We start from the raw sequence: 1,800 nt of genomic DNA on the forward strand, positions 1-1,800 counted from the left end.
GGCCGCGGCGGCGCCGGCCGGGTCGGCGGTCGGCACGGTCAGCCAGGTGACCTCGTCCTCACCGGCGACCAGCCCGGCCAGCCGCGCGAGCGCGGCGGGCGACGGGTCGAGCGCCACGTACTCGACGTCGCGGCCCGGCTGCCGGCACGCCACCCGCAGCCCGCCCCCGACGTCGGCGGCGCCGGGCAGCCCGCGGGCCAGCCCCCAGCCCCGCTGCCAGCGCACGACCAGGTCACGCAACTCGTTCACCAGGCCCAGTAGATCACGAGGCCGTCCCCAGCGAACCGGCCGGTGCCGTTCTATGGTGGTTTGCATGGTTCGCCAGGCTCGATCGACCGGAATCGCCGCCCTGACCGTGCTTGCCCTGGTGGGGTGCGCGAACCGCAGCCCGACGGCACCGGCCACCCCGCAGTCGCCGCCCGCCGCCACGTCGTCGGCGGCCGTGCCGTCAGCCGCCGCGAGTGTGCCGAACGTCATCCCCGCCGCGGCGCTGCTGCAGCCCGCCGACCTCGACGGCGCCGGGTTCACGCCCATGGCCGACGGCGACGGCGCGCACCTGCGGCCACTGCGGCCGTGCGGAGCCCGGTACCCGAGCGACGCCACCCGCACCGCCGCCGTCGCCGTGCAGGCGCACGTCGTGAGCACGCCCGGCCAGACGCCCCACGTGCTCATGCAGTACGTCGGGCTGCATCCCGGTACCGCGGCCGAAGCCTTCCAGCAGATCGCGGCGGCCGTGCGCGCGTGCCCCGGCAGCCTCGACCCGGGGCAGCTGCGCTGGGAGGTCGCCGGGACGGCCGACGCCGGCGACGAGTCGATGTTCGTGCGGGTCAGCAAGCGGTTCAGCTACGGCGACCCGGGCAACATCGTCACCCCGGTCACGCCCGCGGTGCTGCTGCGCGTCGGCGACCGCGTCACGGTCGTCGCCGACCTCGGCTGGGAGTCCTCCGGCGGCGACGAGGCCTGGGTCCTGCGCCTCGCCCGGACCGCCGCCGACCGGCTGCGCGCGACCGCCTGACCGCCCCTACAGCCGGTAGCCGGCGGTGCTAGGTGCGCAGCGCGGACTCGCGGCCCTCGGCGCGGGCCCGGTCGAGCATCACGTCGAGGCGGCGCCGGCGGGTCCGGCGGGGGTTGCGCAGCGCGAGCACCAGGCCCACCACCGCGGCCAGGAGCAGCAGCTGCGGCCACGGCAGCGCCCACGCCGTGGCGGTCGTGGTGACGGTGTTCGCCGCGACCGGCCCGGCCCCGGTGTCGCCCAGCACGACCGGCGTCAGCGTCACGGTCGTGCGCACCCGGCCGAACGACCACACGCCGCCGACCCGCACGTCGGCCTGGTGGGTGCCCTTCGGCAGCAGCTCCCCCACGTCCGCCGGGACCGACCCGCCACCGGCCGACACCCGGCCCTGCCCGGAGAGCCACACGTTGCCGGTGTTGGTCACGGTGTACCTGACGTGCGTGCGGCCCGGCCGGAACGGGTTCCACGAGCGCTCGTAGCCCGACGTCAACCCGGTCACGGACAGCGTCGCGGTCGGGGTGCCGCCGGCCCGCAGCATGAGCCGGAAGCCGACCCGGCTCTCGACGTTGACCTGCCCGCCGGCGCTCGTCACCGTCGCCGCGATGCCGGCCGGGTGGTCGCCCGGCGTGGCGCCGGCCGGTGCGGTGATGGTGAACGGCACGACGACCGTCTCCTTCGCACCGACCCGCACGGTCGGCTGGACGGCGACCCAGGTGCCGCCGTCGACCGACGACCAGCGCATCGGCTGCGGGCCGATCATGGCCAGCCGCGGGTGCAGCTTGGACAGC

The 1,800-nt window shown here is 76.8% G+C and carries 2 protein-coding genes and 1 pseudogene; 1 reads left to right on the forward strand and 2 read right to left on the reverse strand.

Going from position 1 to position 1,800, the window contains the following annotated elements:
* Positions 1-249 (reverse strand): annotated as a pseudogene (locus tag ABZS66_RS61560) (GNAT family N-acetyltransferase); the annotation flags it as partial.
* A 64-nt stretch (positions 250-313) separates the two neighbouring features.
* Here ABZS66_RS61560 and ABZS66_RS61565 point away from each other — a divergent pair.
* The gene (locus tag ABZS66_RS61565) at positions 314-1,015 is read left to right on the forward strand and encodes a hypothetical protein (protein ID WP_354774248.1); all 702 of its coding nucleotides are present in this window, start codon (positions 314-316) and stop codon (positions 1,013-1,015) included.
* 28 nt (positions 1,016-1,043) lie between these two features.
* Here the strand turns inward: ABZS66_RS61565 and ABZS66_RS61570 are convergent.
* Positions 1,044-1,800 (reverse strand): hypothetical protein (locus ABZS66_RS61570; protein ID WP_354774250.1); only part of this gene is annotated, 757 nt, incomplete at its 5' end.

The organism is Dactylosporangium sp. NPDC005572 (assembly GCF_040605515.1).
GTDB lineage: Bacteria > Actinomycetota > Actinomycetes > Mycobacteriales > Micromonosporaceae > Dactylosporangium.